The organism is Pedobacter sp. BS3 (assembly GCF_008274585.1).
Classification (GTDB): Bacteria; Bacteroidota; Bacteroidia; order Sphingobacteriales; family Sphingobacteriaceae; genus Hufsiella_A.
On record NZ_VTRT01000002.1, the window covers coordinates 407,534 to 432,770 of the forward strand.

Annotated in this window: 20 protein-coding genes; 12 read left to right on the forward strand and 8 right to left on the reverse strand. The window is 46.0% G+C overall.

Features of this window, described 5'->3' with window-relative positions:
* Genes FW774_RS07440 through FW774_RS07450 form a run of 3 tightly spaced genes read left to right on the forward strand, consistent with a single transcriptional unit; the run spans position 1 to position 2,042 of the window.
* On the forward strand, positions 1-1,287 hold the full coding sequence (locus FW774_RS07440) for a cytochrome C oxidase subunit I (RefSeq protein ID WP_242457759.1): 1,287 nt from the start codon (positions 1-3) through the stop codon (positions 1,285-1,287).
* Positions 1,284-1,607, forward strand: coding sequence for a metal-sulfur cluster assembly factor (locus tag FW774_RS07445; RefSeq protein WP_149347541.1), 324 nt, complete (start codon positions 1,284-1,286; stop codon positions 1,605-1,607). Before FW774_RS07440 ends, FW774_RS07445 begins: the two co-directional genes overlap by 4 nt.
* Before the next feature lie 3 nt (positions 1,608-1,610).
* Entirely contained in the window at positions 1,611-2,042 is a 432-nt protein-coding gene (locus FW774_RS07450) for an RrF2 family transcriptional regulator (protein WP_149347542.1), read from the forward strand.
* Positions 2,043-2,103: 61 nt separating this feature from the next.
* Here the strand turns inward: FW774_RS07450 and FW774_RS07455 are convergent, their stop codons facing one another.
* Positions 2,104-2,763 carry a heme exporter protein CcmB gene (locus FW774_RS07455; RefSeq protein ID WP_149347543.1) on the reverse strand — a complete coding sequence of 220 codons (660 nt, stop codon included), beginning with the start codon at positions 2,761-2,763 and terminating at the stop codon, positions 2,104-2,106.
* A gap of 72 nt (positions 2,764-2,835) precedes the next feature.
* Between FW774_RS07455 and FW774_RS07460 the strand changes: the two genes are divergently transcribed.
* Entirely contained in the window at positions 2,836-3,318 is a 483-nt protein-coding gene (locus tag FW774_RS07460; RefSeq protein ID WP_149347544.1) for a methylated-DNA--[protein]-cysteine S-methyltransferase, read from the forward strand.
* 229 nt (positions 3,319-3,547) lie between these two features.
* Here FW774_RS07460 and FW774_RS07465 read toward each other — a convergent pair whose 3' ends face one another.
* Both FW774_RS07465 and FW774_RS07470 read right to left on the reverse strand, forming a co-directional pair.
* Positions 3,548-4,816: a DUF1501 domain-containing protein gene (locus FW774_RS07465; protein WP_149347545.1), complete on the reverse strand. Its 1,269-nt coding sequence runs from the start codon at positions 4,814-4,816 to the stop codon at positions 3,548-3,550.
* 120 nt (positions 4,817-4,936) lie between these two features.
* Positions 4,937-6,910 (reverse strand): DUF1800 domain-containing protein, encoded by a 1,974-nt coding sequence (locus tag FW774_RS07470; RefSeq protein WP_149347546.1) that lies wholly within the window; start codon positions 6,908-6,910, stop codon positions 4,937-4,939.
* A gap of 500 nt (positions 6,911-7,410) precedes the next feature.
* Between FW774_RS07470 and FW774_RS07475 the strand changes: the two genes are divergently transcribed.
* Positions 7,411-8,178, forward strand: coding sequence for a Ku protein (locus FW774_RS07475; protein WP_149347547.1), 768 nt, complete (start codon positions 7,411-7,413; stop codon positions 8,176-8,178).
* Between the two features lie 15 nt (positions 8,179-8,193).
* Positions 8,194-10,698 carry a DNA ligase D gene (gene ligD, locus FW774_RS07480; RefSeq protein WP_149347548.1) on the forward strand — a complete coding sequence of 835 codons (2,505 nt, stop codon included), beginning with the start codon at positions 8,194-8,196 and terminating at the stop codon, positions 10,696-10,698.
* A gap of 102 nt (positions 10,699-10,800) precedes the next feature.
* Here the strand turns inward: ligD and FW774_RS07485 are convergent, their stop codons facing one another.
* Positions 10,801-12,228, reverse strand: a complete 1,428-nt coding sequence (locus tag FW774_RS07485; RefSeq protein WP_149347549.1) for an L-serine ammonia-lyase — start codon at positions 12,226-12,228, stop codon at positions 10,801-10,803.
* 259 nt (positions 12,229-12,487) lie between these two features.
* On the opposite strand from FW774_RS07485, the gene FW774_RS07490 reads away from it, so the two are divergent.
* From FW774_RS07490 to FW774_RS07510, 5 genes are all read left to right on the forward strand, one after another.
* On the forward strand, positions 12,488-12,979 hold the full coding sequence (locus tag FW774_RS07490) for an Lrp/AsnC family transcriptional regulator (protein ID WP_149347550.1): 492 nt from the start codon (positions 12,488-12,490) through the stop codon (positions 12,977-12,979).
* Positions 12,980-13,128: 149 nt separating this feature from the next.
* Entirely contained in the window at positions 13,129-14,502 is a 1,374-nt protein-coding gene (locus FW774_RS07495) for a hypothetical protein (protein WP_149347551.1), read from the forward strand.
* An 18-nt stretch (positions 14,503-14,520) separates the two neighbouring features.
* The gene (locus tag FW774_RS07500) at positions 14,521-16,038 is read left to right on the forward strand and encodes a glycosyl hydrolase (protein ID WP_149347552.1); all 1,518 of its coding nucleotides are present in this window, start codon (positions 14,521-14,523) and stop codon (positions 16,036-16,038) included.
* A 10-nt stretch (positions 16,039-16,048) separates the two neighbouring features.
* On the forward strand, positions 16,049-18,262 hold the full coding sequence (locus FW774_RS07505; protein WP_149347553.1) for a glycosyl hydrolase 115 family protein: 2,214 nt from the start codon (positions 16,049-16,051) through the stop codon (positions 18,260-18,262).
* 97 nt (positions 18,263-18,359) lie between these two features.
* Positions 18,360-18,962, forward strand: a complete 603-nt coding sequence (locus FW774_RS07510) for a thioredoxin family protein (protein WP_149347554.1) — start codon at positions 18,360-18,362, stop codon at positions 18,960-18,962.
* Between the two features lie 294 nt (positions 18,963-19,256).
* On the opposite strand, the gene FW774_RS07515 is transcribed toward FW774_RS07510, so the two are convergent.
* Positions 19,257-21,773, reverse strand: coding sequence for a multicopper oxidase domain-containing protein (locus FW774_RS07515; protein WP_242457760.1), 2,517 nt, complete (start codon positions 21,771-21,773; stop codon positions 19,257-19,259).
* Positions 21,774-22,045: 272 nt separating this feature from the next.
* Positions 22,046-22,612, reverse strand: coding sequence for a dihydrofolate reductase family protein (locus FW774_RS07520; protein ID WP_149347555.1), 567 nt, complete (start codon positions 22,610-22,612; stop codon positions 22,046-22,048).
* Between the two features lie 152 nt (positions 22,613-22,764).
* Here FW774_RS07520 and FW774_RS07525 point away from each other — a divergent pair, with 152 nt between their 5' ends.
* Positions 22,765-23,652, forward strand: coding sequence for a 1-aminocyclopropane-1-carboxylate deaminase/D-cysteine desulfhydrase (locus FW774_RS07525; protein ID WP_149347556.1), 888 nt, complete (start codon positions 22,765-22,767; stop codon positions 23,650-23,652).
* Between the two features lie 141 nt (positions 23,653-23,793).
* Here the strand turns inward: FW774_RS07525 and FW774_RS07530 are convergent, their stop codons facing one another.
* Positions 23,794-24,495: a DUF3307 domain-containing protein gene (locus FW774_RS07530; protein ID WP_149347557.1), complete on the reverse strand. Its 702-nt coding sequence runs from the start codon at positions 24,493-24,495 to the stop codon at positions 23,794-23,796.
* A gap of 62 nt (positions 24,496-24,557) precedes the next feature.
* Positions 24,558-25,169, reverse strand: coding sequence for a SatD family protein (locus FW774_RS07535; RefSeq protein ID WP_149347558.1), 612 nt, complete (start codon positions 25,167-25,169; stop codon positions 24,558-24,560).
* Positions 25,170-25,237: the final 68 nt, after the last annotated feature.

The following is a 25,237-nucleotide window of genomic DNA, read 5'->3' on the forward strand; positions in this document are numbered from 1 at the left end:
ATGATCGTTCCATCAGGCTCCGGCAATCTTATCCGTAACACCACCTACAAGGTAGTATTGCCGTTTTATTTGTATGCCGGCATAGCTTATCTTGCAGCTACCGTTGTACTGCTTTTTTCTACACCGGTTTTTACGGGGCATTATTTTCATCCGCAGATAGCCGCCATTACACACATTATGGCATTAGGCTGGGGTACGATGATCATACTGGGTGCCGGCCATCAGTTGGTACCTGTTTTAATAGAAGGCAAGCTGTTTAGCAATACGCTGGCTTATCTTTCTTTTGTTACGGCTGGTGCAGGCATCCCATTGCTGGTTTACTCCTTTTACATTTTCAATATGGGCTGGCTGGCGCAAACCGGCGCTATACTCATTAACGCAGCAGTGCTTTCATTCCTGGTAAACATCTGGGTAAGCACGGCCAGAAGTAAAGCCGACAGCGTACATGCCGTTTTTGTTTTTACTGCTACGCTGTGGCTGTTTATTACCACCCTGATCGGTGTATTTCTGGTATACAATTTCACCCGGAATATTCTGCCCGAAAACTCGTTGTATTATCTTTCATTGCATGCGCATATCGGTATAGTAGGTTGGTTTCTGCTGCTGGTTATCGGTGTAGCATCGCGTTTGATCCCCATGTTCCTGATCTCAAAATACAGCCATCCTAAAACGTTGTGGATCATTTACTACCTGATCAATGCCGGCTTACTGGCATTCATTATCATCTTTTTTTACGGCTTCTCTCCTGCCCTTTACCTGATGCCGGTTGCTGCTATCGCCGCAGCGCTGGTATTATTTGCACGATATTGCTACCGGGCCTACAAGCAGCGCATCCGCAAGCAAACCGATGAGCAGGTTAAGATCTCCTTATTAGCTGTTTTAATGATGCTGCTCCCCATATTGTTCCTGGTTGTTGTAATTACGCTTTTATTAGTTGCCACCAACACCAGGCTGGTGCTGGCTTACGGGTTCTCGGTATTTTTCGGCTGGCTAACCGCTATTGTTCTGGGTATGACGTTTAAAACATTACCATTTATTGTATGGAACAAAGTTTATCATGACAAGGCTGGCCTGGGTAAAACTCCTAACCCGAAAGACTTGTTCAGCAGCAGGCTGTTTACCGTAATGGGCATAACTTACCTGGCCGGATTCGGCTTGTTTATTGCCGGTATCCTGCTGGCCAATGCGCTGTTATTAAGAACGGCCGCATTGCTTTTATTATTAACTGCCATATTTTACAATAAAAACGTAATTAAAGTATTAACGCATAAACCGCAGCCATTATGAATCTGATCACTAACGATCCGGAAAAGGTAGCTACCGCACTGGCAGCCCTGAAAAATGTATATGATCCGGAAATAGGATTAAATGTAGTAGATCTGGGTCTGATCTATGAGATCGATTTTTTTGACAATAGGAACGAATTATTTGTGAGCATGACCTTAACTACGCAATTTTGCCCTATGGGCGAAAGTATCCGGGATAATGTTATACAAACCCTGAAGCAGACCTTCCCGGGATATAGCGTTGAGGTAGATGTTACATTTTACCCGCCATGGAGCCAGGAGAATATCTCTGAAGAAGGTTTAAAGTTTTTAAACGGATAATATATGTTAAGCTATACCTGCAAAACTGCTATTAAAGCAGTAATTTACCTGGCTACCAAATCTTCTTCCGAAGGAAAATCGGCTATTAAAGAGATAGCGGAATATATCCAGGCAAGCGAGCATACTGTTGGCAAAATTCTGCAAACACTGGTAAAGCAAGGTGTGATCAATAGCCTGAAAGGGCCCACCGGCGGCTTTTTCATGTCTGAAAAACAAAGGCAACAACCCATTATGACCATTATAGAGGCCATTGATGGACGGCAGGTATTCCAGGAATGTGGACTTGGCCTGCATGAGTGCTCTTCTGTACGTCCATGTCCTATCCATTATGAATACAAAGAGGCCCGCGACCGGATCGAGACCCTGTTTAAAACCAAACATATTGCCGATCTGTGCGAACCGGTAAATAACGGACTGGCTTATTTGTACACCTGACGGTTGATGCTTGCTTCGTAAAAAAATCGATCTGCTATTTTTTGTAAATAGCTTTCCCTCCCTACTCTTTCCACAAAAACGGGAATAACAGCAGCGATACCGTTACAACCATCGCATTGATGAGCAGCAGCACCGTTATCTCATCCAGGCTAACTGAACGGTCAAGGCCATCCATAGCATTCTTAGATAGCTTTATCAGCAGCATCAGCAACGGAATAATCACAGGAAAGCTCAATATAGCCATCAGGGTTCCGTTATTTCCGGCCCGTGAAGCAATGGCCGAGATCATGGTAAACACGGTAGAAAAGCTGAGGCTTCCTAATAGTACAGCCAGCATGTAATAAAGCGGATCGCCCAAGGGATTTCTGAACACAATGCGGTAAACGCCGATAGCGATAGCCGATAACACCAGCATCAGCACAACGTTATACACTATCTTGGCTACAATAATGGCCTGCGGACTGGCAATGGTGTAATAATAAAGCTGCCGGCCACGGCTTTCCTGCACAAAGCTTTTTGAAATAGCGTTAATAGAGGCAAAAAGCATAATGATCCAGAACAGGGCATTCCAGGTAAGCGGGTCAATTTGCCGGAAAGACAGGTAGCATACAAAAATAGTGGAAACCACGTATAACAAAATGCCGTTCAGCGCATATTTTGATCGCCATTCTATCATCACCTCCTTGCGGATAAGCATTTTTACCTGGTTAAACATATCCATGCCCCCAAAGATACGTATTCAAACCTGTAAGCTGCGCTTCCCATTTAAACAAGTTTATTGTACCTTGCAGGTATGTACTACAGTTACCTGCCTTCGCCCGTAGGATTAATTACCTTGATTGCTGATGAAGATGCTGTACATACCATCACATTTGAAGAACAGCAACCCACGGAAGAGCCGGCCAATGCATTAAGCGAGGAAGCTAAAAAACAATTAAGCGAATATTTTGAGGGCAAACGGCTGGAATTTGATTTCCCCTACCGGCAAAACGGAACACCATTTCAGCAGATGGTTTGGGATGAGCTGGTCAAAATAAAGATCGGTTACCCGATAAGTTATACGCAGCTATCCCGGCAACTGAACAACCCGCTGGCTATACGTGCCATTGCGTCAGCCAATGGTAAAAACAACCTGGCTATTGTTGTGCCTTGCCATCGTGTAATTGGCCACAACGGCGATCTGGTTGGCTATGCCGGTGGCCTATGGCGCAAACAATGGCTGCTTGAGCACGAAGCCCGCATAACAGGTATCGGGCAGACAACCTTAATTTTCTGAGAAGCTGTTTAAAATGAAAAAGATAAGTTATACCGCGGGGCTGGTGGTGGCACCAGCCCCGGCTGAGACCAGAGGCTGTCTCAAAGGTCAGTAAAACCATCTATTTGCAGTCACGCTGACCCCGAATTCTCGGGGGGAAGCGTCTGTAGCCATAATGAGCTAATCCTTCGACAAGCTCAGGATAACTATAGGGACTTTTTAGACAGTTTTAAAAAAAATCCGTTATGCTTTAAGAACGCATAACACCAATTTTGCTTCCATCCCAGTCAGGGAACAGCACTTTATCGTTACTGAGCTTCAGGTGCTTATCGGCTACTTCACTAAATACGCTGCGAAAATCTGTTGTTACAGCCAAATCGCGGCCATCTTCAAGGTTTTCTACCGATAAGGGTTGAATATTACCATGAACCAGACCGCCATTGACATCATTACCTAAGATAAAGTTACACGATGCCCGTCCGTGGTCGGTACCGCCGGTACCGTTCTGCCGCACGGTACGGCCAAACTCGGTCATGGTCATTACGGTAATATCATCCTGGTAGGCTTCCATATCATTCCAGAAAGCCATTATACTGCTGCTCAGGTCGTTTACATTGCGGGCAAAAATACCGGTTTCGGCACCCTGGTTAAAGTGCGTATCCCATCCGCCGGATTCAGCGAAAGCTACTTCCACACCCACATCCATCTTAATTAACTGGGCAATTTGTTTCAATGAGTTGCCCAAAGCCGAAGATGGATAAACCACATCATTTGCAGGCTTATAACGCTTAACATCAGCCTTTTGAAGCATTTTAATAGCATCAAAGCTTTCTTTACCGGTTTGCTTTAACAGATCAGACGAGGTTTGGTCGTACAAATCTTCAAAGCTTCTGGCAGCCATGTTTGCTCCCTTCGGATTACCCCGCATCTGGATAGCAAAATCCTGCAAATTACTGATTGCTACAGCCGGGTTATCGCCATAAAATGAACGCGGCATAGAGGAGGTCAGGCTTACGGCCTGGAACGGCGTTGCACCATCGTGCCCCATCAAACCTACGGCCCGGTTGAGCCATCCGCTGGACGTACCTTTGTTAAAGGGTGTGCCCGACTCCATGTAGTCCTGCGCATCAAAGTGCGAGCGTGTTTTATTCGGCGAACCGATACCATGTACAATGGCCAGGCGTTTTTCGCGGAACATGGGCTCAAAGGCCGACATTGCCGGGTGCAGCCCAAAACGGCCATCCAGATCAATTAGCGGCGTTCCTTTACCCGCTTTTGCTGCCGAAATGAACAGGTTCGGCCTTGCCGCCCGTAAATAATTATCGGTAAATGGTGTAACAGCCATCAGCCCATCCATTGCACCACGCTGAAAGATGCAAACCAGAATTTTCTTCTTTTTATATGGACTGATTATTTTATCGCTTTCGGCTGCACGGGCCAAAAATGTAGGAAACCCACCAACGCCTATTCCAAAAAGCGCCAGCCCGCCGGCTTTTAAAAATCCTCTTCGTGATGTCATGATCTATCGTTGTTAGTTGTTAGTTGTTCGTTTTTTGTTGTTGCGTGTTATGAGTTACCCGTTATGGGATCTTATAACACATAACTCGCAACCCGTAACACATATACCTTCTGCCTTCCCCTATCTCCGTTGAAATTCCGGCGACCCTACAATAATGCCTACAACCTGTGCCAGCATCTGGTTATTATTTTTATTCGTATTGACTGATGCTTTTTTAGCAGGTTTCTCATCGTTCATACTGGCCAATACGTCATCCTTATTACCGGTCATGGTCATTGTGTTATTTGCATTGGCCTTGCTTGCAGCTTTGGCCACTTTCTGCCCAAGATCGGGAGTATTCAGCAAAGGTGTCAGGTGTTTAACGGTTTCGTCAAGGTTACGCTCGGGCATGATCAGCTTGCTGTAAACCAGCAATGCCTGCTCAGTGCTTTCCGGTTCGCGATGGTTATTCAAAGCGGCTAAATCTACTTTTACTCCCGGCACACGTTGCGAAGCAAGCGCCAGCCCGAAATTCATGCGGCTTAACAATGAACCGGTATTGATCCAGTATTGTCCCCTATCCGGGAAACCGGTTGGAGCCTGGTAATAATACATGCGCTGACCCATTTTATTGATCCAGGAATACAGCTGGTAAGGCTCCTGTATATCGGCATGCAGCGTACGTACGGCGCTCATGGCCAGCTCAAACGGCGATTTTGTTTTTTCGCGTAAGGCATCCTTGCTCCAGAATTCGGGCGAAGTCACCATCGTGATCAGCACTTTGGCAATGTCGCCATCCTGTGTGCTGAATGTTTGAGCCATTTTATCGATCAGGCTTTGAGGCGGATTATCGTTTACAAAACGTACGGCAATTTTGCGGGAAATGAATTTTGCGGTCGAAGGATGATGTGCCAGCATTGATAACAGCGTTACTCCTTCTTCATAGCCACCGTTTGCCGGAAATTTTTTGCCCAGCACTACCTTTTCGCCATTATCATGACGGTTGGCTGCAAACAGGAAGTCGCCATCATGCACATAGCCCTGCTTTTCCATCCGTTCTTCTCCCAACTTTTCCAGGGCCTTTTTGCGGGCATTGGTATAACCAACATCAGACAAGGGATAAACCGTCCAGCCGGTAAGCACACGTGCGGCCTGGGTTACATCGTTCTGGGTATATCCTCCGTCAACTCCCATTGTATGCAGTTCCATAACTTCACGGGCATAATTCTCATTTAAGCCCTGCCGGGGTTTTTGAGGCTGATTTTTAGCATCGGCCTGCTGCATAGCCTCCATATCACTCATCATGATATCGGCACCCGGCTGTGCAGTATTTTTCGCGGCAGCATAAGTTTTACGTGATTTGCCCGGTTTGGGGTCGTTTGACTTGGTACTGCTGAAATTATCCAGATACATCAGCATGGCCGGAGATTTAGCCGTAGCCAGTAATAAAGTTTCAAATTTTCCGGTTACGTTTGGCCGTATCACATCGCGTTCATAAGCGGGAATGAACTGGGCACAATCGTTTTTAACAAATGCCACATTAAAATGGTTGAACCAGAAGTCGGTAAGCACCTCGTGCAACTGGTTATTTGAATAGGCTGCCCGTAATATTTTCTGGCTGATAAACTGCCGGTACAGGTCACGCTCCGGCTTAAAGCCCATTTTATTCATATAGGCTTCCAGCTTATCGCGATACATTTTTTTATCGGTCTGCTTATTTACCGAATCCTTATCAATATAACCATCTTTTATAGCCATGCGTAATATGATCGGTGGACGCGGATAAGTATCCAGAACCTGCTTATTGGTCAGGTTCAGGGCATCGTATCCGGCTAACCGGCCATTTAACGAATCGTCGGGCAGCTTACCATCCAATTGTTGCTGGAACCATTTTTCAAGGCCCATTTTAACCACTTCGTCAATTTGTCCGGGCGTAGCGCCATACGTAAAACGGTTCAGCAGATGGGCCGCAGCCTGACGCTCGGTCAGTCCCGCCTGTTTGTATGGAAATTTGAACCGTGGCTTAGCATTCTTCCCGCTAAAAAACGAGGGCAGCGTAATGAAGCATATAACAGCTAATGCAAGTGTGGCATAAAATTTAAAACCGGTTTTCATATCAGGTTTGCTTTATATGTTAGTTTATTTGGTCTGACAGCGCAGCCTGTAAAAAGTTTAATGCCCGGCCTGTAAAATTTCAATACTTATTCACAACCGCTCAGACTTAAAGCATGTTTAAATTTTATATGGTAATTCAGAATGGCTGACCAAAAAGTCAAAAAGCAGTGTCATTTCGATCCCTCCCGTACGTACGGGATCGGGAGAGGAGACCACAAAGTAGCTGCGAAGCAAAATCTTCTTCCCAAGCACTTCTGGCGAAGATCCCTCAGCTACGTTTCGGGATGATGAGAACTTTTTGGTTAGCCATGGCCTCGGCCGCTGCCGGTGTCTCCACCGGCAGCAATAAAAAGCATTTACCAATGAAATTTAAACAGGCTCTTAAAGGTAAAATATAAAACTATATCGGTTTTATGCTGGTTATTAACAAATTGAGGTTAAGGTTAAGGCTAAGGTTGAGGTTAAGATTGAATAAAGCTTAAATTTTAAAACAGCATGCTATGAGGTCAATCTGGAAAGGTTCCATTGGTTTTGGATTGGTTAACATCCCTATAAAATTGTATTCGGCTGTGCAAAACAGTACGCTTGAATTGGACATGCTCGACAGCCGCGACCATGAGCGCATACGGTACCAGCGGGTAAATGAGCGAACTCATAAGGAAGTTCCGTATGATAAAATTGTGAAAGGTTATATGCTGAATGACGAGTATGTTATTCTTGAAGAGGAGGATTTTGAGGATGCCGCTCCCGAAAAAACCAAAATGATAGAACTGGAGAATTTTGTGGAACTGGACGAAATTAACCCGATCTATTTCGAGACATCGTATTATTCTGAGCCGGAAACACAGGGCAGAAAAGCGTACGCCCTGCTGCTCAAAGCATTGCAGAAATCAAAAAAAGCCGGACTGGCCCGCTTTGTTCTGCGCAACACCGAAAACCTGTGCATCATTCATCCGCTGAATAACGTGATAACCGTTACCAAAATACGTTTTGCCGAAGAGATACGCTCTACCGAAGATATACTAACGCCCGATAATATTAATGTAACCAGAAAAGAGCTGGATGTTGGCATGGCGCTGATTGACCAGTACAGCGCTAAGTTTGACATTCATAGGTTTAAGGACGAATACCATGACGAACTGCTGAAAATTATCAAAGCGAAGGCTAAAGGCAAACGTCCGACCATCAAAAAGCTGAAACCGAAAAAAACAACGGGAGACAACCTGTACGAACAACTGATGCAAAGTCTGAACAAAAAAGGCGCTTAACGCGATGTACTTATCATGAGCCTGAAAAAATACATCGAAAAACGGAACTTTGAGCGAACCTCCGAACCAAAATCAGGCAGGAAAACCACGAAAGGCCAACTGCGATTTGTGGTACAGCGTCATCACGCCTCACATTTACACTACGATTTCAGGCTGGAGATGGATGGCGTGCTGAAAAGCTGGGCTGTGCCCAAAGGGCCTTCACTTAACCCTAAAGATAAACGGCTGGCCATGATGGTTGAAGATCACCCCTACAGCTACCGTACCTTTGAGGGCATTATCCCCGAAGGGAACTACGGCGCCGGCGTGGTAAGCATCTTTGACGAAGGCACGTATGAGCCCCTGGACAAAAAGGCGGGCGAGAAAGAATTACGCAGGGAGTTATACAGCGGTAACCTGAAGTTCAGGCTGCACGGTCATATTTTAAAAGGCGAATTTGCATTGGTCAAGCTCAAATCGGCCGAAGATAACGCCTGGCTGCTGATCAAGCACAATGATGAGTATGCCGTAAACGGGAACTTTAACAGCGAAGACCTGGTTCCGGAATCGGTAAAGAAAAAAGGCATTGAACGTAAAAAAGCATCTGCAACCAAAAGTCGCAGGCTTTCTGAGGCAGTAGCCGAATTGCCTGAAAAAGAGCCACCAAACGAAGATTTCAGTCCGATGCTGGCTAAATTATCAGACCACGTTTTTGACGATGCCAACTGGATATACGAACGCAAATTAGACGGTTACCGGGTATTGCTTTACAGCGGAACAAATCCGCGAATTATTTCCCGCAAGGGAATTGATTATTCAAAAAAATATAAGCCCGTTATGCAGGCGCTTGAGCAGATACAGGAAGAAGCGGTGATTGACGGCGAAGTGGTGGCCGAAGACCGGCAGCAAAAAAGCTATTTCCAGAACCTGCAGAATTATGAGCAGAATAAAAAAGCCTTCACACTGAAATGCTACGCGTTTGACCTGCTGGCGCTTAATGGCCACGATCTACGCGATATGCCGCTTATACAACGCAAAGAGCTGCTAAAAACCCTGCTTTCAGGATATGCTGATCCGGCCATCGTGTATCTCGATCATGTAAAGGAAAAGGGTAAAAAACTTTTTGCCGATGCATCCAGCAAGGGTTGGGAAGGCATTATCGCCAAAAATGCCCAAAGTATCTACCTCAGCGGCAAGCGGTCTGACAACTGGCAGAAATTCAAGCTTCAAAATTCGCAGGAAGCCATCATTATCGGCTATACCAAGCCCGAAGGCAGCCGTCATTATTTCGGATCGCTGGTGCTGGGTATGTATGACAAAAACGAGCTGGTTTACATTGGCAATTGCGGCACAGGCTTTGATTCAACGTCGTTAAAGGATGTGTATGCCCGCATGCAGAAGCTGCGAAGTAACCACAAACCGGTTAGCCAAAAGGTACATCGCGAAAAAGATGCAACCTGGCTTAAGCCTGAGCTGGTTTGCGAGGTAATGTATTCGGAATGGACCGCAGATAAGCACCTCCGGCACCCGGTATTTAAAGGTTTACGTAACGATAAATCCCGCGAGGAAGTGGTGCAGGAGCTACCGGCAGATAATTCAAAAAATCATATCATGGAAGACACCAGGGAAGAAAAAATTGGCAATAAAAAGCTAAAGCTAACGCATCTGAATAAACTGTATTGGGAAAAAGAACACATCAGCAAAGGGCAGCTTATTGACTATTACCGCAACATATCGGCTTATATTCTGCCTTGGCTCAAAGACCGCCCTTTATCATTAAACAGGCATCCTAACGGGATAAACGGCCCGTCGTTCTTTCAAAAAGACCTGGATACCGACCAGGTTCCCGGTTGGATAAAATCGGTTCCTATTTATTCGGAAAGCAATGATAAGGATATCGATTACCTGATATGCAATGACCTGGCAACCCTGCTGTGGATGGTAAACCTGGGCTGTATTGAGATCAATCCCTGGCTAAGCACCTATAAAAAGCCGGAGAACCCGGTATTTGCCGTTATGGATCTCGACCCTAATAATGTGCCCGATTTTACCCAGGTGATTGACGTGGCGCTGGCTATTAAGGACATTCTCACCGGTATGGGCATAAAACCCTATATTAAAACGTCCGGGTCGCGGGGACTGCATATTTTTATTCATGTAGGCGCCCGCTATGATTACGATACGACCAAATCCTTTATCCAATATATCGGACAGCTGGTACACGATCAATTTCCCGATATTACCAGCCTTGAACGCAGTCCGTCAAAACGAAAAAACAAGATCTATCTCGATTTCCTGCAAAATCGTCGCGGACAAACCATTGCTGCCCCCTATTCGGTGCGGCCCAAGCCCGGCGCAACGGTTTCAGCACCGTTAAGCTGGGATGAAGTAAACCACGATCTCAAGATCAGCGATTACACGTTGTTCAATATCGCCGACAGGCTGAAAGAAAAAGGGGAACTCTGGACATCGATATTCGATGAAAAAGCGGATCTGAAACAAGCCCTTAAGCGAAGCCGGGAGCTGAAAGCTGAAAAGTGAACGAAACAAAACCCTGACCATCTGAATTACATTTTCAAGGCACTTACACTTTCCCTATCTATGCTTTAAACCTTAAACTTTCTACTTTAAGCCTCAAGCTGCCTAACATTCGCTCAGGCTAACCGGAATGTTTACGGCCAGACCGCCCTCGGCGGTTTCCTTGTATCGTGAATCCATGTCCCTGGCGGTCTCCCACATTGTTTTTACCACATCATCCAGCGAAACTTTTGCAGCGCCCGGATCTCCTGTCAGGGCCAGTTGAGCAGCCGCAATAGCCTTTATGGCTCCCATGGTGTTACGCTCGATGCAGGGCACCTGCACCAGGCCGGCAACCGGGTCACAGGTCATTCCCAGGTGATGCTCCATCGCTATTTCGGCAGCCATTAAACATTGTTGGGGTGTTCCTCCAAGCACAGCAGTAAGCCCGGCTGCCGCCATAGCCGAAGAAACGCCGATCTCAGCCTGGCAGCCTCCCTGTGCTGCCGATATGGTTGCACCTTTTTTAAAGATACTGCCAATTTCGCCCGCAGTAAGCAAAAAGCGGATAATTTTTTCGGGATAATTGTCATCACAAAATACCACAAAATAATGCAATACGGCAGGTATCACACCTGCCGAGCCATTGGTGGGAGCTGTAACAACCCTTCCCAGCGAGGCATTTTCTTCGTTAACGGCCAATGCAAAGCAGCTTACCCACTCCAGGATATAGGCAAACTCCTTCCCTCCGTTTCGGATAGCCTGAAACCAACTGTCGTAATCTGTATATTCTTTGCCGGCAATAAGCCTTTGATTCATATCATACGCCCGGCGTTTTACATGCAGTCCGCCCGGTAATATCCCCGGCGTATGGCAGCCCCGGTATATGCAATCCTGCATTACCCGGTAAATGGCCAGCAGCTTACGTTCCACATCTTCCAGGCTATTCCGGCTGTTTTCATTTTCTAAAACCACCTGCCAGATATGCTCCTGCCTGGCAGTGCACCAACGCAACAAATCTGCAGCATTATTTATAGGGCAGGGTGCTTTTTCACCGTGCTCCTCTGCTAATTGCCCGCCTTCACGGACGATAAAACCACCGCCCACCGAATACCAGGTTTCGCTATACTGGCCTTGTTCGGCCATATCAGCAATAAACGTCAGGGCATTGGGATGATAAGGCAATGCTTCCCGGCAATTAAACCGGATATCATGCGCCATATCAAAACCGATATAGCCCTTATCATTCAGCTTCAGCTGCTGGTTTGTTTGTACCTTATCAATGATCGCGGGTATCAACGCAGTATCAATGTGTACAGGATCGTATCCCGACAGGCCCAGCACAACGGCCCAGTCTGTAGCATGCCCCCGGCCGGTTTTTGCCAATGATCCGTAAAGCTGCACCAATACAGACTTAACATCCTGAAGCAAGCCTTTTTGCTCCAGATTGCCGGCAAACTGCCTCGCTGCATTCCATGGCCCGAGCGTATGCGAACTGGATGGCCCTACGCCTATCTTAAACATATCAAATACCGACAAATATTCGCTTTGCATAACTCCTGTTATTAATTTATCATAGTTAGAAGTTTCAGTCATATCCGCAGCAATAACAGCCTGCGTTCCATAGCGCTCCCTCAATGCAGCAGTTTACTTTAACAATCGGATAAAATATCATATAAAGGTCGTTATTATTAGATTATTAATCCATATAGTTAAACATATTTGGAAAATTATATCAATATACTATTAAATTATAGTACGTTTATTCTTCAATAACTGTAGAATTGTTTTAATACAAGAAAATTTTTCCCTTATGGCGCTTAAATTAGATGCAACCGATATCCGTATTCTTAACCTGCTGCAAAATGATGCCCGGTTAACCAATAAAGAAATAGCCGGCATATTGAACAAATCTATTACACCGGTATTTGAACGGATCAAACGCCTGCAAAAGCACGGCTACATTAAACGCTATGTAGCCATACTTGACCCGCGGAAGATAAACAGGAAACTGATTGCCTATACACATGTACAGCTAAAGGTACAATCGCAGGCTATCCTCAAGGCATTTGAAACCGAGGTCATCAAATTTGATGAGGTAATGGAATGTTATCACATGACCGGGGCTTTCGACTTTATCCTCCGTATTGCCATCAGGGATATGGAGGCCTATCATGAATTCCTGATGAATAAGCTGTCTTGCCTTCCCGATATCGGGACTCTCCAGAGTTTTTTTGTGATGTCGGAAGCAAAGCACGAAACGGCTTATGCATTAGACCCGGAGGCTGATTACAGCCAGGATTGAAAAGTAATTTTCATAGCAAGGGCACAGCAGCAGGAAGCCATAATATCGCCCCGATACAATCCGCCTGCATTTTTGCACGATATTACCGCCCTTTTCTGTAAGCGGTCTGCTAATTTAGCAGTTTATAAAAGCCAATTATCCGCCACAAAATGACGAATAGTATTTCTTCTGTGTACCGTTTAACCTGTTGTATTTCCCTACTGTTCGCTTTACCAGGCTACGCCGCTAATTATTATATTAACAGCCGTACCGGTAATGATAATAATCCCGGAAACACCGGGGAGCTTGCCTGGAAAAGTTTGGTCAATCTTGAAAAAAATACGTTTATGCCCGGCGACAGTATTTTGTTTGCCCGGGGAACCAGTTATACAGGCGGATTTGTTTTCAACAGTTCAGGCAGCCCGGAGAAACCTATTGTTTTTTCCAGCTACAGTCTGGGCGCAGATGTGGTATTAAAAACACCCCGCACTGAACTCACACCATTGTTCCTGAAATATGGCGCCGGCCCTGCCCCATCGTTCACCAATCCCGACTGGAATGTTTTAAACGGCAATATTTTCCGTATACAGGGCAATTATATTGTTATCGACGGATTGTATTTTCACGATAACACCAATCCTCCCGGATCGGATAAGACAACCAAAAACGTGCAGAAAATGGGAGCTATCTACCTGGCAACAGGCACACATCACCACGTGGTAAAGAACTGCGAGTTTTTTCATACACCGGTGGGCATCAAGGTAAAGAGCACGCACAGCCTGATCACCCGGAATTACCTGCACGATGCCAGTGTTATGATGGCCTATTCCTGGGGCCCGATAGCCATTATGGTGGTAAGAGGGAACAACGAGATATGCTTTAACCGGGTAGAAAATTACGGCGCTTACGGCGGCCCTTATGGTTCAGACGGCGGCGTTATCGAATTAGATGGTGTTGACGATGATTTTAAAGCCAGCAATGTGAATATACACCATAATACCTCTGTTAATAATCACGGTTTTCTGGAAATTGCCGCCCGCAATGTCGATAGCATTACAGTAGCCTATAATTTAAGCGACGACCGCAACCAGTTTATTGGCGGCGGCTCTATGAAAGTGAACATTTATAACAATACCGTTATCCGTACACGGGAACCGAATGTTGATCGCTATATTTTCTGGACATTTAACCACGATGCCACCCGATTTACCGTACGGAACAACATTTTTGTTTTCACGAAGGATATCCATGTATTCGGCCCATACGTTAAACCCGAAGGGCATAAGCGTACTTATGTGGGCGAACAGGTTCATGACCACAATCTTTATTTTTCGCCTGGCAATCCCGATCCTATTGGTATCCCGCCCGGTAAAAACGACCGGATAGCCGACCCGCAGTTTGTGGATGCAGCCAACCGGAATTTCCATATCAAAAAAAGCAGTCCGGCGGCCGGTAACGGCGTAGCTTTAGATTATGCCTTCGATTTAGACCAACGGGCAATAAATAAACCGTCGAAACCCTCAATTGGCGCTTTTGAGTATTAATCATCAAACGATACGATCATGAGACAAGTCAGATTTTTAACGCAGTGTATTTTCCTTTCCTTAATAATAGCTGTTGCGGCATGCGGCAAAAAAAGCTCGCCCGGAGAAACGCAACCACCGCCAACCAAGCCCGAAGATCCACCGGTAGCAGACGGCGGAGCCAATTCCAACCTGGGCAATATAGCCGTTACGGTAGATTGCAACCAATCGCAGGGAACGCTTTACCGCTTTGAGCAAGCCAACACCACCTCTACAACAAGTCCTTTACCAGGTACCAAAGCGCAAACGTTATTGCAAGGGCTTCACCACAAGGTAGTACGCGTGTGGATACAGCTACGGTATGTATATAATAAAGGTTATAATTATAAATACGATGGCAGCGGTGTTGCGGTTGAAGACGCACTTTCATTTTATTCATCGGTATCAGATTCACTGCTGGTCTGCATGAGCGCATACAACGGAACCGCATCCAGCCCGATGCCGGCAGCCGGAACCGCCTACCAGAATTTTGTTAAAAACACCGTTGTTTATTATAAAACGAAGTTCCCGAAAATCAAATACATCCAGGTTGGCAATGAGCCCGATTATAACGGAGATGCTATTGACACCTATTACACCGTATACAAGGATTATTACAAAGGCATCGCAGCAGCCAATGCAGCACTTAACCTGACAGGAAATAACCGCATACTGGTAAGTAACGGGCCGTTTACCAGTACCACCACATTCAGTGCCATGCTGCCGTATACCAGCCAGTTCCTGGCCAGGTATGCCGCAGATACTGATCCGGATAAACACCTGGACTTCTTCTGTTTTCACTGTTATACTGAGAACGATAATCCGAAATCCATTGCGAATGATAAGACCCAGATCGAGAACCTGATGACCAGCTACGGCGTGCCCAAAGTTCCCATTTTCGTTACCGAGCTGGGCATTTACGGCGGTTCTTACATTCCATCTGCATGGACAGAGGCCGATGCCGTTACCGCACAGCCTGCAGGTCAGTTTGCCAAGCTGTACAATTTGTACGATAGCGGCATAAGCCGTGTATTTAACTGGGCCGTTTATCATGGCGATATTAAACGCAAAAGCGAATTTGCCGACCTCACCAACGCCTATACTTATCCTTATGGCAATGCCCTGATATGCAGCAGTGAGCTTTCGGTACGCGGCAACCGCATACAGGCCACACTTACCAGGGCGTTAGATAGTAAAGGATTAGGTATTAATGCGATGGCTGCTATAGGAAATAACAAGGGGATCGCCGTTTTAGTATGGAATTACAACTTCACCAATGCAGTGGCAGATCAAAGCGGCAATATCATGATCAAAAATATCCCGCAGTCCATGTTCACCGGCAAAATACGGCGTACGGTTTACCTTATCGATTCTAAAAACAACAATTACTTTAACAATTCCACCCAAAAGAACCTGACCGCTTTAAGCGATGAAGCATTTGATTATAGTGCCTCGGTTGGTGTACCTTTAACGCTGGAACGGAATTCGGTAGCATTGGTTACACTGACTCCGCAATAAGTTATAAGATATGAATAACAAGGTATCGCGTAAAAGTTTCATTAAAAGATGTTCGGCAGCCATGGGGCTGATAGCTGTGGATTTGCCGCAGTTTTTTGCCGGTACACAAGCTGAACCCTCGTCATTTTACACGGCAAATTCCGAAAACTACCAGGAAAACGCATCCACCTTACGCGGTTCCTGGGTGCGGTATGGCCAAGCGGAAGCAGGCGATATCCCGTTACAGGGATGCGAAATCATTGTTGCCGATGAAGAAAATACCGCGGTAAAACAAGCGGCAAAATTCCTGGCTGCCGATATAGAAAACATCAGCGGTTACCGTCCTCCAATTAACCGGCAGGCTGCTCAGGGGAAGACCTGTATCAGGCTGATAACCATAGGAAACGGGGAACTTCCCGCCACTGTGCCAACCGGTGACCTGACCGGCAAATGGGAAGCCTTCCGTGTGATAACGAATGACAATACCGTTTACCTGATCGGTTCTGATTTCCGGGGAACAGCCTACGCTGCCTACACGTTAAGCGAACGCCTGGGTATTGATCCGCTGTACCTCTGGACAGGATTCCGGCCGCGGCACAATGAAAACCTGGTATTAAAGAAAACGGATTTCTATGCCCCGCCGCCAACCATTAAATACCGCGGCTTCTTTCACGATGATGAAGATGTGCTGCCCCGCCCGTTCGACCGCTATGGTTATCCGTTACGCATTGGCGATGTGCCGTTGGAATGGTATCAGCGTTTTTTTGAAACGGCATTGCGTTTGCGCATGAATATGGTTGCACCTTACGTGCGGGTACACCGGCGTTACGAAGTGCAAAAATGCGCCAGCGACTGGGGATTATTCTACACCTCGCACCATTACGACATCCTGCTATCCAACCCGTTCGGCATTGAGCGCTTTTTCCTGGCCAAGCGCCGGGGCGTAAGCACCGACTGGGACTGGTTTAAGAGTAAGGGAAACATGATCAAATACTGGCGTGGCGGCGTAGAGGAAAATAAAGATATTCAGGCCATCTGGCCGGTAGGCTTACGCGGAACAGATGACCACGCGTACGAATTTCCAAAAGGTACATCCGAAAAAGAACAGGCCAAAGTGTTCAGGGAGGCTATTGACGCCCAGGTAAAAACGGTAAAAGATGTGGCATCGTCAATCCAGGCACCGGTATTTCATTTTACGTTGTATACCGAAATGCTGGATAAGTTCAGGAACCACCCCGAAGATTTCGATATTCCCGAAGATGTTATCCTGGTTTGGCCCGATGATAACGACGGAATTATGCGGGGTTTGCCCGACAATCCCGGCAAGTGGAAGCACGGTGTATATTATCACCTGGCCTACTTCGGCGGAAAGCCAACCAAACAAGGCCCGCATGTTATCTCGCCCTATCGCGTTGCCGGACAGTTTAAAGACATCATCCATGCCGGTGCTACAGAATTTTTGCTGGTCAATGTCTCCGAGCTTCGCGAGCATGTGATGGAGGCCCGTATGATAGCAAATATTGCATCAAATGCTAACGAGGCGCTCCAACCGGACAACCCGGCAGAAGCTTATATACGCTGGTGGGCCAATGAATATTTTGGCCCGGCGGTACAGGAAGTTGTCCTGGCCTACCGCAATTACTATGACCTGATCAGCCGGTCTGAGCAGGTGTATTATGGTTCGGTGATGGTTGAATCGGTATTGGAAAAGCTCTATAAAAAGTTGAACGGCCAGTCCTATACCCGGCCGGAACCGGAAAATATCGCTATGCTGAAAACACGGGAAGCCAAATACCGGAAGACCTTTGAGCTGATCGACAGCATTTACAGGAAACTGAACCTGCAACAAAAACAGTTCTTCTTTGAGCATGTAGCCTTTGGTTTATTAGTGGATTACCGGCCAACCCAGGCGGCACAGGTGCTTATACAGGCGCTTTTGGCTCCTGATAAAAAAAGCACCTGGGATTTTATTATGGCTGCCATGCCACCGCTTGAGCAACTGGAAACAGAGATATTGAGGGCAGAACGGCCGCCCTTCGAACAATGGTACCGGGAAACATGGATAAAATCATCCGGTTCTCCATTCAACCTTCACCGGCCGTACAACCAGTTAAGAAGGTTCATTACATCCGGTGGTACGGAATCGCCCATCATAGCACGGCCGCGTATCGGTCATAATATTGAAGGCGCTAAATTGTGGACTACCTACCTGGAAGAATCGGAACGGATAAAAGCAACCTATTGACAGGAGTTGAAAGTTAAAAGCTAAAGGCATAATATGACACGAATAGGAGCTTTGTTCATTGCCTGGCTATTACTTTTGGCGAATAAATATTACACACATGGATTACCGTCAATATGCTGAGCAGTATGCTTTAAATTATCCCGAATATCGTGCATCAATTGATAATTTCTTATCGCAGAACAGCGACAACTTTACCGAACAGGAAAAGCAGTATTTACCTTATTATAAAATGAATGTTATCCGGATGAACCGGCTCGATAAAACGGTAGTATTACAGGATGACCTGCTTTCGGCTTTAGCGGGTTTAAGCTCGAATTATACAGCATTGGTTATTACCGAGGGCTGGTGCGGCGATGCAGCGCAAAATGTTCCGGTGATGAACGCTATGGCTAAGGCTTCGGCTGGTAAAATCAATTTACGCTGTATACCGCGTGATAAATACCCGGAGCTGATAGCGCAATATCTTACCAATGGCAGCAAAGCAATTCCTAAATTGCTGTTTATAAACAACGACTGGCAGGTAGCGGCAACCTGGGGCCCACGCCCGGCAGTATTGCAGGATCTATACCTGAACCACTGGAAACAGGACAAAAATCTCACGATTGAAAAAGCCGTGGAGTTGCTGCAAGGCTGGTATGCTAAAGATAAAACCTTACACATCCAGCAGGAGCTGGCCGGTATTATCAGAAGTTTGAAATAGTTAATCTTTATCTGAACGTATTGGGATACAGACAGGATTACAAATCCTTATTTATTAGCGACGGGATTGCAAATCCCGTCGAGCTTAAGGGGAGCAGGGTCGTGCTATTTGTCTTGTCTCTTGCTTCTATGTTCTTGCTTAGCCTCTCCCCAACTCCGCCAGCTGGCGGAAGAGGGAGTTTAATAGTGCTATTTTGTTATACCCGTGCTTTTCGCTTTAAGCTTTCTGCCTTTAAGCTTTCTGCCTTTAGCCTTAAACCTTCTACCTTCCTGCCCTCTACCCTTTCTGCCTCTCTTAGTACGTGAATACAATTCCTCCGCCAAGCCCCATATCGCTGTCGTAATGCGCTCCCAGCGACCAATACTTGGCTAACACATATTTAGAGCCCAGCATATATTCCTTATCTGTATTGACCATAAAATCCAGTCGCAAGCGTGGTGTTAACGGGATATCTTCCCGGCCTAACTGGAAACGGACTTTCCCGTTACCATCCACCCGTGCATCGGCGACTACCAGCCAGGGCAACGTGTAGGCAAAACCGGCGATGACCGTTTTCCGGCTGCTGCGGTTACTGGTTTGCCCGAACATATTCCTTTCTTCGCTGCCAAAAATATTGTCCCCCGTGTTTCCCGCTTTTTTGTAATGGTAATCAAAGCCTATATATGGCATCAGCCATTGCATTTTACCGAGGTAACGGCCAACGGTAGTTTCGCTTTCGTAGCCATGCCTGGCATTAAGTCCCAGGTGCCATAGCTGTGCAAATTGCCAGCGGGTGTTTGAGTACATCAATTGCCCGTCGCTGCCGTTGGATTGCAAACCGGCTTCGCCCATTAAATGAAACATCCGGTCATCCATCTTCAGCATCTTATAGGCCATAGCCGGATGATGAATTTCAGGGTTGGCCGGACTATTCTCGTAACTGAATACGCGACCCATACCACTCATCATGTGATACAGAATATGGCAGTGAAAAAACCAGTCGCCGCTTTCAGAAGCCGCAAATTCCAGCGTATCGGTTTCCATTGGCATAATATCCACTACATTTTTCAAGGGTGAATAATCGCCATATTTGTTTAACAGCCTGAAATCATGTCCATGTAAATGCATGGGATGCCGCATCATGGAATTGTTGTACAGGATAATGCGGATATTCTCGCCTTGTTTAATCAGTATTTTATCTGATTCTGAAACCGTTTTATTATCCAGTGTCCATACATATCGGTTCATGTTTCCGGTCAGCTCAAATTTCAGTTCTTTCCAGTTGCCCTGAGGCAGTGTGGTTTTATCCACAGATTTCAGCATGGTGTAGTTCAGGGTCATCATATCCTTCGCGGATTTCCCATCCATTTCAGGATACATCACTGTATTCATATCCATTTTCTGCAACGACATCTTATGGCCCATCGGCTTCATATCGCCGTTTAGCTTCATCATGTCGTTCATCATCTGCATCCCCTCAAAATAATTAAGGCGGGGCAGCTTCATGGCGGGAACTTCTTCCCCATCTCCTAACCATAAGGACGCATAACCGGTGCGGTCTTCGGCGGTAGCCAGGAACTCATATTTTTTATCCTGCGGAAGCCGAACCACTACATCGTACGTTTCTGAGGGAGCAATCAGCAAGCGGTCGACATCAACGGGCGCTACATCATTGCCATCGTTGGCAATGACCGTTATCTTCCCGTCGGAATACGTTAACCAGAAATAGGTGGATGCACCGCCATTCACCAGCCGCAGGCGCACTTTTTCTCCCGCCTTAAAGCCGGCAACATCTGTTCGAGGAAGCCCGTTGAGCAGGAAGCGCTCATAGTACACATCGCTTACGTCCATAGCCGTCATACGCTTCCATTCGTTGGTTAACTTTACACCTAACCGGCCGGCTTTTATCGCTTCTGAATAGCTTTGCGTAGCCTTTTTCCGGATAGCGAACCAATCGGTCGCCGCATGCAAGCTGCGGTCGATTTCTTTGGGCTTCATATCGCTCCAGTCGCTTAGCACCACCGGGATTGTGGGAATATCCGGCTCTGTCCGTTTATTAAAAATCAGGGCGCCATACAAACCGATCTGTTCCTGCAGGGAGAAATGACTGTGATACCAATACGTACCATCCTGTACCACAGGGAATTTATACACGTACGTGGTATGCGGCGCTATGGGCATTTGGGTAAGATAAGGCACGCCATCCATCCGGTTAGACAGAAACACGCCATGCCAGTGTACCGCAGTGGGTTCATCGGCGTTGTTATGCACGTATATCAAAGCGGTATCACCTACCGTAAACACCAGCGTTGGCGCCGGAATGCTGCCGTTTACCGCGATACCCTTGCGTTTTTTGCCGGTATAGTTCACCGTTGAATCGGTAACATATAAATCATAGCGTACAGTTTTAGCGCCAATGGTTCCCTTAGGGAAATGTATTCCGGCACGGGCAGCTTCTACGGGCTTATTTTGAATATCCGCTTCGGAATTAGAAACAGTTACCGGTACCGGGGCATCCGCCGGCGTTGGTTTAGCAACCGGTACGGCAAAGTTGCTGAACGGTTTATACGTTTGGTTATTTCCCCTGTCAAATACCGCTGCCGGAAGATGCTGATGCTCTTCCTCGTGATGTCCGGCATGTACTGTCTTTTCCAGCTTCATACCGCACTTGGGGCATTTTCCGGGTTTATCCGAGGTTACTTCCGGGTGCATCGGGCAGGTATATAGCGACTGGCCGTTCGTGTGATGCTGGGCCTTGACCTGGTTATACCCTATCAGGAAAGCCAGGAATACGATGATATGACCTATCCGGCCTGATAAAATCTTGTACATTATTTTTCCGGTTAATTACTTAACGGGTACAAAATTACCGGGAATGCCCACGGAAGTATTACATTTTTATGGGCAAGGTTTGTAAGATTCTGGCATCACCAGATACACTAAAAGCATTCATGCAAAGAACGCTAAGGTACTTCACTTTAGCACAAAGAATCATACATTGCGGGCTCCGCGTGATAAAATGGAAATTTATCCTGCGGCCATCACTACCAGGCAAATGAAAGCGCACCTTGTCTGACCATTGACGGATAGATAGACTTAGCGGTTCATTCTTCTTTAGTTGCCGGTTTATAGTAAAGTATTATCGCACCTCCACTAAATGTTTTAGTCTTTATAAGCTTAAGAACAATTCTGTCGCTGATGTTTTTAAATAACGGCAAACCGCTTCCTGCTATAACAGGATGAACGCAAAGCTGGTATTCGTCAATTAAATTAAGCTTCGTTAACGCTACAATCAAGCCCGGGCTGCCAACAAAAATGTCTTTACTCCCACCATCTGGGGACTGTTTGAGCGCTAAAACCTCTTCTTCAAGGCTCCTGTTTGATAATCTTGCACTCTTCCAATCTACATTTTTCAGCGTATGGGAGAAAACAATTTTTGGAATTTTGTCAATTGCCATAGCAAAGTCGTTCATTGATTTTTCTTCCGAAGGATTTTCTAAAAACGTTCGCCAAAACTCCATCAGTTGATACGTTGTTCTACCATATAAAATAGCGTCTCCCTGACCCAATAATTCTGTATAATGCTGATGTATTTCTTCATCAGGCACCCCTGCTGTATGGTCGCAAATCCCGTCAACCGTCATGTTGATTGCTGCAATTAGCTTTTTCATGTTTTTATCTCTCTTTGGTTTACCTGTGGAACATCCTCACTATGACCGCGAACATACGCATATAATTGTTAACTGGCTATATAAAATTAACCTGACGTGTATACATACGGACGATACCAAGCATAAATTTTTGTTGTTTATTTTTACAGCGCATGCAACATTTTACGATATACAGCCCGGTAGAGGAAATCTACGATGAGCTATTTGCCCGGAAGAGCATCCGCCTGTTTATTAAACGTGACGACTGTATTCATCCGTTCATCTCGGGAAACAAGTGGCGTAAACTGAAACACCTGTTGCAAAAGGCTGAAAATCAGCAAAAAAATCACCTCGTGACTTTTGGTGGTGCATGGTCTAACCACTTACTGGCCACGGCTTGTGCGGGAGCTACATTCAAGTTCAAAACAACTGCCTTTGTCCGCGGTGAAACGGTGACCAATCCCGTATTGGATTTGTGCCGTTTATTCGGCATGGAGCTGCGTTTCACCAGTCGCGAGAGCTACCGCGATAAGCCGAGCCTGTTTCAAACGTATTTCGCTGATAATACTTCCGCTTTTTTTATTGATGAAGGCGGCGCTTCCGCGGAAGCGGTACAGGGATGCGCTGAAATTATTGATGAACTGCAGCAACCGTTCAGCCACCTGTTCTGTGCAGCCGGAACAGGAACAACCGCCGCGGGATTGAGCAATGGCTTAACAGCCCGTCAGGCAAATACGCAATTACATATTGTGCCTGTGCTTAAAGGCGCCGGCTTCCTGAAAAGCGCTATGAACAGCTATATTAACCGGCCCGACAATTTCCTGTTCCACGAAAATTATCACTTTGGCGGCTATGCTAAAACCACCCCGGAGCTAATGGATTTTATCAGGCGCTTTACATCCCAAACCGGCATTTTGATCGACCCCATTTATACCGGTAAAATGCTTTACGCGATATATGACCTCGCACAAAAAGATTACTTCAAACCCGGTGAAACGATATTGGCTCTGCATACCGGCGGCATCTTCGGTTTGCTGGGAAAGCTGGATAAGGCCGTATAGTCTGTGGTTTCATAATTCATGGCTTATGGTTCATAGTCGGGAAGACCGGAAGTTAAATAAGCAAGGATTGTTGAATTGTTAAATTGCTATTCTGTAGGCTTTGTGTAAAAATCTTTATGACCCCGCCTGAAAAATCCTACATTACAATAGCACTATCAAACGTTTAGTGATGATGGTTATTTCAATAGCTACTCCAAAGCTCAGCAATGTACCAACTAACACATACTCGGTAAGTTTCAAGTCGTTAGCTTCCTTTAGTTCGCCGAACCTGAAAATGGACTTTGCCGCCAGTAAAAAGCCGATACCTTCCCAATTGTTGGTATAAATAAAAGCAAAAATCAGTAAGCGCTCAGCTATACCAATGTATTTGCCCGCATTTTTCAGCGAGCTGATCTGCGGTGTCCACCTGGCAACGGCAATTTTTATGGCCGTGCCGGCAGGTATGGTTAGCAAGATGAGCGCCAACAGCAGCAGCCAAAACTTAGGTGCAACCCAGAAAGAAAAATCCAGGGATGGCCTTAACGACAAATACCATACTAAAACAATTACCAATAAGTGCACCGCCTGGTCAATAAAAAACCATGCCCGCTTGGTGTGCGGCTTCTGGAAAACAAGTTTCATACTGTCGGTTACCAGGTGCAGGCCGCTTATAATGAGTATTTGCCAGCCCCAGTGCTGGTTCCATAAAAGCAGCAGCATAGTAAGGGCATGCACAGCGATATGCTTATACAGCTTTACTGAGCGCAGTTTTTTGGTTTCCTTTTCTATCACCCAGCTATCGGGCTGTAACAGGAAATCGCCGATAAAATGTGCGGTTAATAACTTCAGTAAAATAACATCCATACTGTTAAGTTGAAAGTTTAAAGCCAAAATGCCGAAAACAGGGATACTCGCTCCCTTAATTTTCACTTACTATCCAGTTGCATCACCTTTTTGCGGTAAAGCGCATCCAGTTCCTTAACTTCTGCAAAGTGGGCACGTTTCAGGGCTTCACTAACAGACGATTGCGTTTTACCAATCTTTGCGGCCAGTTCCTGCTGCGATAAGCTGGAGTTTTCTAAGGCAGCCTTTACAATACCGGCTGTAACCACGCTCCAGCCGTCCATAAACGTTAATGCCAGCCGGATAGCCACATTTATTTCTTCGTTAAAGTCAGCTGACGGCGACTGAATGGCCAGGTTTACTTTTTCTTTTTTTAACATTTCGAGGGTATCGCCCGAAAATATAAATGCCTCGCCATTGGAATAGCTTACCTTTTCGGCCTCGTACTCTTGCTTGCCTATCCCGATAGCAATGCGTATATCCAGATCTTTAATGGTTTTAATGCAGGTTTTAATGTAAATAGCCTGCATTAAGGCATCCTCCACACGGGTTTTTAACTGAAAGCTGTCGCCACGATATATTTCCCAGTTGTTTTTATCAATAATGTTCAGGGCAGATTTTAAAACGGACAACCATTTCTTAGTGTCAGCAACCTGTCTTGAATTAACGATATCGCCTGTTATAATTGCTATCATTGAGTAAATTAAAAGATAATGGCCACGTTATTGGTTAAATATCGGCAAAAAAACCAATAAAACAATAT

Bases quoted from the DNA above. Each gene is read 5' to 3' on its own strand.
- FW774_RS07440 (WP_242457759.1), top strand. From the start codon at position 1: ATGATCGTTCCATCAGGCTCCGGCAATCTTATCCGTAACACCACCTAC.
- FW774_RS07445 (WP_149347541.1), top strand. From the start codon at position 1,284: ATGAATCTGATCACTAACGATCCGGAAAAGGTAGCTACCGCACTGGCA.
- FW774_RS07450 (WP_149347542.1), top strand. From the start codon at position 1,611: ATGTTAAGCTATACCTGCAAAACTGCTATTAAAGCAGTAATTTACCTG.
- FW774_RS07455 (WP_149347543.1), bottom strand. From the start codon at position 2,763: ATGGATATGTTTAACCAGGTAAAAATGCTTATCCGCAAGGAGGTGATG.
- FW774_RS07460 (WP_149347544.1), top strand. From the start codon at position 2,836: ATGTACTACAGTTACCTGCCTTCGCCCGTAGGATTAATTACCTTGATT.
- FW774_RS07465 (WP_149347545.1), bottom strand. From the start codon at position 4,816: ATGACATCACGAAGAGGATTTTTAAAAGCCGGCGGGCTGGCGCTTTTT.
- FW774_RS07470 (WP_149347546.1), bottom strand. From the start codon at position 6,910: ATGAAAACCGGTTTTAAATTTTATGCCACACTTGCATTAGCTGTTATA.
- FW774_RS07475 (WP_149347547.1), top strand. From the start codon at position 7,411: ATGAGGTCAATCTGGAAAGGTTCCATTGGTTTTGGATTGGTTAACATC.
- ligD (WP_149347548.1), top strand. From the start codon at position 8,194: ATGAGCCTGAAAAAATACATCGAAAAACGGAACTTTGAGCGAACCTCC.
- FW774_RS07485 (WP_149347549.1), bottom strand. From the start codon at position 12,228: ATGCAAAGCGAATATTTGTCGGTATTTGATATGTTTAAGATAGGCGTA.
- FW774_RS07490 (WP_149347550.1), top strand. From the start codon at position 12,488: ATGGCGCTTAAATTAGATGCAACCGATATCCGTATTCTTAACCTGCTG.
- FW774_RS07495 (WP_149347551.1), top strand. From the start codon at position 13,129: ATGACGAATAGTATTTCTTCTGTGTACCGTTTAACCTGTTGTATTTCC.
- FW774_RS07500 (WP_149347552.1), top strand. From the start codon at position 14,521: ATGAGACAAGTCAGATTTTTAACGCAGTGTATTTTCCTTTCCTTAATA.
- FW774_RS07505 (WP_149347553.1), top strand. From the start codon at position 16,049: ATGAATAACAAGGTATCGCGTAAAAGTTTCATTAAAAGATGTTCGGCA.
- FW774_RS07510 (WP_149347554.1), top strand. From the start codon at position 18,360: ATGGATTACCGTCAATATGCTGAGCAGTATGCTTTAAATTATCCCGAA.
- FW774_RS07515 (WP_242457760.1), bottom strand. From the start codon at position 21,773: ATGTACAAGATTTTATCAGGCCGGATAGGTCATATCATCGTATTCCTG.
- FW774_RS07520 (WP_149347555.1), bottom strand. From the start codon at position 22,612: ATGAAAAAGCTAATTGCAGCAATCAACATGACGGTTGACGGGATTTGC.
- FW774_RS07525 (WP_149347556.1), top strand. From the start codon at position 22,765: ATGCAACATTTTACGATATACAGCCCGGTAGAGGAAATCTACGATGAG.
- FW774_RS07530 (WP_149347557.1), bottom strand. From the start codon at position 24,495: ATGGATGTTATTTTACTGAAGTTATTAACCGCACATTTTATCGGCGAT.
- FW774_RS07535 (WP_149347558.1), bottom strand. From the start codon at position 25,169: ATGATAGCAATTATAACAGGCGATATCGTTAATTCAAGACAGGTTGCT.